The 6,408-nt window shown below is 46.3% G+C and carries 8 protein-coding genes; all 8 read left to right on the top strand.

Annotation, left to right across the window (positions count from 1 at the left end):
* Nucleotides 1-207: 207 nt before the first annotated feature.
* The 8 genes from Q8P28_03515 (at nucleotide 208) to fabF (ending at nucleotide 6,399) form a co-directional block, all read left to right on the top strand.
* Nucleotides 208-738, top strand: a complete 531-nt coding sequence (locus Q8P28_03515) for a DUF177 domain-containing protein (GenBank protein ID MDP2681864.1) — start codon at nucleotides 208-210, stop codon at nucleotides 736-738.
* 12 nt (nucleotides 739-750) lie between these two features.
* Nucleotides 751-936 (top strand): 50S ribosomal protein L32, encoded by a 186-nt coding sequence (rpmF, locus tag Q8P28_03510; GenBank protein MDP2681863.1) that lies wholly within the window; start codon nucleotides 751-753, stop codon nucleotides 934-936.
* A gap of 3 nt (nucleotides 937-939) precedes the next feature.
* Nucleotides 940-1,992 carry a phosphate acyltransferase PlsX gene (gene plsX, locus Q8P28_03505; GenBank protein MDP2681862.1) on the top strand — a complete coding sequence of 351 codons (1,053 nt, stop codon included), beginning with the start codon at nucleotides 940-942 and terminating at the stop codon, nucleotides 1,990-1,992.
* Nucleotides 1,993-1,996: 4 nt separating this feature from the next.
* Nucleotides 1,997-2,992 carry a beta-ketoacyl-ACP synthase III gene (locus tag Q8P28_03500; protein MDP2681861.1) on the top strand — a complete coding sequence of 332 codons (996 nt, stop codon included), beginning with the start codon at nucleotides 1,997-1,999 and terminating at the stop codon, nucleotides 2,990-2,992.
* 21 nt (nucleotides 2,993-3,013) lie between these two features.
* Nucleotides 3,014-3,967 (top strand): ACP S-malonyltransferase, encoded by a 954-nt coding sequence (gene fabD / locus Q8P28_03495; GenBank protein ID MDP2681860.1) that lies wholly within the window; start codon nucleotides 3,014-3,016, stop codon nucleotides 3,965-3,967.
* On the top strand, nucleotides 3,964-4,704 hold the full coding sequence (fabG, locus tag Q8P28_03490) for a 3-oxoacyl-[acyl-carrier-protein] reductase (GenBank protein ID MDP2681859.1): 741 nt from the start codon (nucleotides 3,964-3,966) through the stop codon (nucleotides 4,702-4,704). Before fabD ends, fabG begins: the two co-directional genes overlap by 4 nt.
* Nucleotides 4,705-4,793: 89 nt before the next feature.
* Nucleotides 4,794-5,030, top strand: coding sequence for an acyl carrier protein (gene acpP, locus Q8P28_03485; protein MDP2681858.1), 237 nt, complete (start codon nucleotides 4,794-4,796; stop codon nucleotides 5,028-5,030).
* Between the two features lie 127 nt (nucleotides 5,031-5,157).
* On the top strand, nucleotides 5,158-6,399 hold the full coding sequence (gene fabF / locus Q8P28_03480; GenBank protein ID MDP2681857.1) for a beta-ketoacyl-ACP synthase II: 1,242 nt from the start codon (nucleotides 5,158-5,160) through the stop codon (nucleotides 6,397-6,399).
* Nucleotides 6,400-6,408 lie beyond the last annotated feature (9 nt).

The raw sequence follows: 6,408 nt of genomic DNA, 5'->3' as shown, positions 1-6,408 counted from the left end.
CTTCTTCTGCTGAAAACAGCTTTCGTAAGTGTTTGCCCATTTTATCCTCCTTGGCTTGATAGATGTGAGAAAATCCTGAAAAAGACACAATAGTGCACTTTTAATCTTTAAACCAGTGCACTTTTAATTTTTAAATGACAGGAGCAGATTTATTCTTGACAAGAACGACACGGTTTCTGTATAGTATATAACTTAACAAGAATTACAATGAAGGTGAATATACGTGATATACTATCAGAAGGGTTACGCCTTAAGATTGCAGAAGACGGGCCTGAGTTGCAGGCCATTGCCGGAAAGATGGGGTTTTTAATCATTCCACCTGTTTCTGCCGACCTCCTGTTCTTAAAATCAGATGGAGATATATTTGTAAGAGGGGACATGAATGCCCTCCTGAAACTGCGGTGCTCCAGATGTTTAAAAGAGTTTGAACATAGGATAAGCTCTAATATGGATATTGTTTACACGTTGGGGTCTCTCCATGGTGTAAAAGAAAAAGAAAAGGAACTTACACGGGAAGAGGTCGATACTCAGCATTTGGCAGGCGATGAAATAGATATAGATGCTGTGCTTGTTGAGCAGTTGTCGCTGGATATGCCGATACAGCCTGTATGCAAAGCTACTTGCAAAGGGCTTTGTCCAAAATGCGGAAGAGACCTGAACCAGGGGGAATGTGGCTGCCATGCGGCAGGGCATATAGATTCAAGGTTTGCAAAGTTAAGAGAACTTAAACCCAAATAAGGAGAAAAAGAAATGCCAAATCCTAAGAAGAGACATTCCAGGACGAGAAGGAATAATCGCAGAAGCCACGATGCGCTGTCAAAACCAGCCCTTTCTTTATGCCCTCAATGCGGGGAACCAAAGCCTCCCCATCATATCTGCCCTAACTGCGGCACATATAAAGGCAGAGAGGTGATAAAGACAGGAGAACGGGAGTAGGGGGTGAAGATAGCTGTTGATGCAATGGGCGGAGATTACGCCCCCTCTGTTGTGGTGGAGGGCGTGGTTTGGGCTGCCAGAGAGCTTGATATTCCCTTAATACTGGTCGGCGATAAGACCAGAATTGAGGACGAGCTTTCAAAACATAAGTGGAAAGACCTTCCAATATCCGTTAAACACGCCTCTCAGGTTGTCGGCATGGATGAATCCCCCGGCCATGCAATGAGAAGAAAAAAAGACTCGTCTATTAAAGTCTGTTTTGACCTGGTTAAAAGCGGCGAGGCCGCTGCTGTTGTCAGCGCGGGCAATTCAGGCGCCGCGATGGCCGCAGGCATATTTGCGCTTAGGAATTTAAAAGGCGTTGACCGCCCCGCCATTGCGATTATCATGCCTACCAAAAAAGACCCTGTCGTAGTGCTGGATGCCGGAGGAAATGTTGATTGCAAGCCCGTGCATCTTGTTCAATTTGCGGTCATGGGGTCTGTTTATGCCAGATATATACTCAAGAAAAATAATCCGAGGATCGGGCTTCTTTCAAACGGCGAAGAAGAGGGTAAAGGGAATGAGCTTACAAGAGAGACCCACGAGGTATTAAAAGACAGTTCTTTTAATTACCTTAATTATCTTGGTTATGTGGAGGGTAGAGACATATTTTCCGGAGATGTGGATGTGGTGGTATGCGACGGTTTTGTGGGGAATGTGGTCCTTAAGGTTACCGAAGGTGTTGCCGAGGCGCTTGCCTCAATGCTCAAAAAAGAGATAATGGCAAGTCTTCCGGCCAAGCTTGGATATCTTCTTGCGAAGGGCGCGCTTCTCAATGTCAAAAAGAAGGTTGACTACGCGGAATACGGCGGCGCCCCGCTTCTCGGCATAGACGGCACAGGCATAATAAGCCACGGCGCCTCTGATGCAAGGGCGATAAAAAATGCTATAAAGGTTGCTTACGAATGCGCCAAAAATAAGCTTAACCGCCATCTCTTGGAAGAACTTGAAAAAAATCAGGTTCTCCAGAAATTCGGCGGCAGTTTGCCCCTGCGCTCTGTAGAGGAAGGGTAGTGGATTGATTATATCTAAGATAATCGGAACAGGTTCTTATGCGCCTCCAAGGGTCCTTAAAAATCAGGATATGGAGAAGATGGTGGACACAAGCGATGATTGGATTGCCACGAGAACCGGCATAAAAGAAAGAAGGATTGCAGACGGAGAGACCACCAACGATATTGCAATAAAGGCCGCAAAGAATGCACTTAAGGCAGCGGATATTCCCCCAAAAGATATAGACCTGATTGTGGCAGGCACAGTGACGCCGGAGATGTTATTCCCCTCCACTGCCTGCTTTGTGCAGGCCCATATCGGCGCAAACAGGGGTATCCCCGCCTTTGATGTATCGGCAGCATGCTCCGGTTTTCTCTATGCATTAGATGTGGCGGACAAATACATACGGGGTGGTATCAGTAAAAAGGCCATTGTTATCGGGGTGGATATATTTTCCAATATTATTGACTGGAAAGACAGGAATACATGTGTTCTTTTTGGAGACGGCGCAGGCGCTGTTGTTCTATCCGCTGAAAAAGGGCGGGGCGCCCATACGAAGCATAGGTCGGGCATACTTTCCACCCACATCCATGCTGACGGCCATTACTGGAAGATGTTGTATACCCCCCTTGGTCTGTCATCCAGCCCCTTTCACAATAAAATAGCAGAAAAACCATATTTAAAGATGCAGGGGAACGAGACCTTTAAGATTGCGGTCAGGACAATGGGCGAGGCATGTCAGGAGGCATTGGATTATAACGGGTTAAAGGCAAAAGATGTTTCGCTTTTAATCCCGCATCAGGCAAATATGCGGATAATAAAGGCTACTGCAGAAAGGCTGGGGCTGTCTGAAGAAAAGGTTTATATAAATCTTGATAGCTATGGTAATACCTCTGCCGGCTCTATACCGCTTGCCCTTGATGAGGCAGTAAAAAAAGGAAAGATAAAAAGAGGCGATATTGTCCTGTTTGTCGCATTTGGCGGCGGGCTGACATGGGCATCGGCGCTGGTGAGATGGTAATGTATACAGGGATCAGTGTCTATGGGAGGTAACTCAGCACTTGCATTTATTTTCCCCGGACAGGGTTCGCAGTATATAGGCATGGGGAGGGAGTTTCATGAGAAGTATGCTGCTGCGAGGGAGATATTTAAAGAGGCAAGCGTCCTCCTTCATCTTGATATGGCGCGACTCTGTTTCGAAGGACCGGTTGAAGCGCTTAATCTTACACAGAACACCCAGCCTGCAATATTGACCGCCAGCGTGGCAATCCTTAAATGTATGGAGCAAGAGGTGTCTGTAAAACCGGCCTTTCTCGCAGGTCACAGCCTTGGAGAATATACCGCGCTTGTTGCCGCCGGGGCCATAGATTTTAAGGATGCTGTAAGATTGGTTGAGATGAGGGGGAAATTTATGCAGGATGCTGTGCCACATGGCACAGGCGCGATGGCTGCAATCCTCGGACTTACAGGGGATGTGGTGGAGGAGATATGCAATGAAGTTAGCGCAGAAAGCGGCATTGTTGTACCCGCTAATTTTAACAGCCCCGAGCAGACAGTCATATCAGGCCATAGAGAAGCAGTGGAAAGGGCCTCAATCCTTGCAAGGGAGAGAAAGGCAAAAAAGGTCATACCCCTGCCCGTAAGCGTCCCTTCTCATTCTCCGCTTATGAAACCTGCTGCGGAAAGGCTTGGAAAAGAGATGGGGCGTATTGAAATTAAAACGATCAATCTCCCTGTGATTACAAATGTGGAGGCAGAACCTTTATTATCAAAGGAAAGGGTCAAGGGGCTTCTTGAAAAACAGCTTTACAGCCCTGTAAGATGGGTTGAATCTGTTAAAAGAATGAAGCAGGAAGGCGTAGAAACTGTTATAGAGATTGGGCCAGGCAGGGTATTGACAGGCCTTGTAAAGAGGATAGACAGCGGGATAAAGACGCTGAATATAGAGAAACCAGAGGACTTAAAACAGTTCACAGTATTTAAGGGGGTTTTATGATTCTCAAGGATAAGATTGCCCTTGTGACAGGCGCTGCCCAGGGCATAGGAAAGGCCATAGCCTTAAGGCTTGCAAACAGCGGCGCGGATTTAGCCGTCCTTGATATGAACCTTGAGAAGGCAGAGGAAACCGCCAAAGAAATAGAAAAACTCGGCAGAAGGGCGATAGCGCTCAAGGCAAACGTGGCAAGCCTTCAGGAGGCAGAGACCATAATGGATGAGACAGTTGCGCGGCTTGGGGCAATCCATATATTGGTCAACAACGCAGGAATTACCAGGGACGCTCTGATTTTGAGGATGAAGGAAGAGGAATGGGATGCGGTCATTGATGTTAATCTCAAAGGGACTTTTAACTGCACCAAGGCTGCTGTCAGATATATGTCAAAACAGAGGTACGGCCGTATTGTAAACATTGCATCCATTGTCGGAGAGATGGGGAATGCGGGTCAGGCTAATTATTCCGCAAGTAAGGCAGGTGTTATCGCCCTCGCAAAGACCATTGCGCGGGAATTTGCAATAAGGAACATTACCTGCAATGCAGTCGCCCCAGGTTTTATAGAGACTGCAATGACACAGGCGCTTCCGGAAAAGGTGAGGGAAGGGCTGGCAAAACAGATACCAATGGGAAGGCTTGGCGCGCCGGAAGATGTGGCAGAGGGTGTGCTTTTTCTGGTTTCTGACGCTGCCAATTATATCACAGGACAGGTTTTGAACATAAATGGCGGGATGTACATGTAGTGGGAGGCCAACCTTAACATTTTAAAAATTTGACAAATAACAGGCTGTTATTGTATTGTAACAAAAATTTTAAAAGGAGGTGCCGAAAAATGGTAGTGGAGAATAAGGTTAAAAAGATTATAGTTGATCAGCTTGGCGTAGGCGAGGAGGAGGTAAAGTCAGAGGCGTCATTTGTTGATGATCTGGGCGCAGACTCGCTGGATACGGTGGAAATGGTAATGGCATTTGAAGAGGAGTTTAATATAGAAATACCTGATGAGGATGCTGAGAAGATCAAGACCGTCAAAGACGCCGTTGATTACATAAATAAAAAGGCAAAAACATAGACTATAGACACCAGACCATAGTTGCAAGCGACAAGCTGCAAGATGCAAGTTTTACTTGCAACTTAGAACTTTTTATATAGCGGGGACAGGATTTAAATCTGTCCCCAGTGTTTTTAAAAAGGCTAATATGACAAGAAGAGTTGTTATAACAGGTATGGGGATTATAAGCCCGCTCGGCATTGGCATTGAAAAAAACTTCAATGGAATGACGGAAGGGGAATCAGGCGTAAGGCGGATTTCCAGGTTTGACCCCTCAAACTTTCCTGTCCAGATAGCAGGCGAAGTTCCTAATTTTAATCCGGAAGAGTTTATAGAGAAAAAAGAGATCAAAAAAATGGATACATTCATCCATTATGCGCTGGCAGCGGCTATCATGGCAGTTAAGGATGCAGGATTGGAGATAACATCAGAGAACGCTGAAAGAGTTGGGGTTTACATAGGCTCAGGTATCGGCGGCCTCCCTGCCATTGAACACTGGCACAATGTGCTAATGGAAAAAGGGCCAAACAGGATAACGCCGTTCTTTATTCCAATGGTCATCATAAATCTCGCATCAGGCCAGGTCTCCATACGGCTTGGAGCCAAAGGCCCGAATAGCAGCGCAGTAACTGCATGCGCTACAGGTAATAATTCAATAGGAGACGCCTTTAAAATTATAGAAAGAGGGGATGCAGATGTAATGATTGCAGGGGGGACAGAATCTGTTATAACGCCGCTCTGTGTTGCGGGATTTAGCGCAATGAAAGCCCTTTCCACAAGAAATGATGCGCCGGAAAAGGCCAGCCGCCCATTTGATAAAGATAGGGATGGCTTTGTTTTAGGCGAAGGGGCAGGGATATTAGTTCTTGAAGAGATGAGGTATGCTAAAAAACGCGGGGCACGAATTTATGCTGAAATAGTCGGCTATGGAATGACTGCCGACGCCTTTCATATAACAACTCCCGCGCCGGAAGGCGAAGGGGCAGTGAGATGCATGAATATGGCTTTAAAGTCCGGCGGGGTAAATTACGCGGATGTGGATTATATAAACGCCCACGGCACATCAACTCCTGCAGGGGATGCAGCTGAAACGATGGCAATAAAAAAGGTTTTCAAGGAACATGCAAGAAAACTGGCGGTAAGTTCTACAAAGAGCATGACAGGGCATTTACTGGGGGCTGCCGGCGGGATAGAAGCTGTGTTTACAGCGCTTGCAATATATCACGGCATAATGCCTCCGACAATAAATTATGAGACCCCTGACCCTGAGTGCGATTTGGATTATGTGCCAAACAATGCGAGGGGAAAAAAGATAAAGGTGGCAATGTCCAATTCCTTTGGTTTTGGCGGCACAAACGCCACATTAGTATTTAAAAAATTTGAAGAATAAGGAGATTTT

The organism is Deltaproteobacteria bacterium, assembly GCA_030690165.1.
In the GTDB taxonomy this organism is placed as follows: Bacteria; Desulfobacterota; GWC2-55-46; order UBA9637; family UBA9637; genus JACRNJ01.
This window is presented reverse-complemented; position numbering and strand designations above follow the sequence as displayed.

What these genes read in the sequence shown, in the direction of transcription:
- Q8P28_03515 (MDP2681864.1), top strand. Translation starts at nt 208, where the DNA reads ATGAAGGTGAATATACGTGATATACTATCAGAAGGGTTACGCCTTAAG.
- rpmF (MDP2681863.1), top strand. Translation starts at nt 751, where the DNA reads ATGCCAAATCCTAAGAAGAGACATTCCAGGACGAGAAGGAATAATCGC.
- fabD (MDP2681860.1), top strand. Translation starts at nt 3,014, where the DNA reads ATGGGAGGTAACTCAGCACTTGCATTTATTTTCCCCGGACAGGGTTCG.
- fabG (MDP2681859.1), top strand. Translation starts at nt 3,964, where the DNA reads ATGATTCTCAAGGATAAGATTGCCCTTGTGACAGGCGCTGCCCAGGGC.
- acpP (MDP2681858.1), top strand. Translation starts at nt 4,794, where the DNA reads ATGGTAGTGGAGAATAAGGTTAAAAAGATTATAGTTGATCAGCTTGGC.
- fabF (MDP2681857.1), top strand. Translation starts at nt 5,158, where the DNA reads ATGACAAGAAGAGTTGTTATAACAGGTATGGGGATTATAAGCCCGCTC.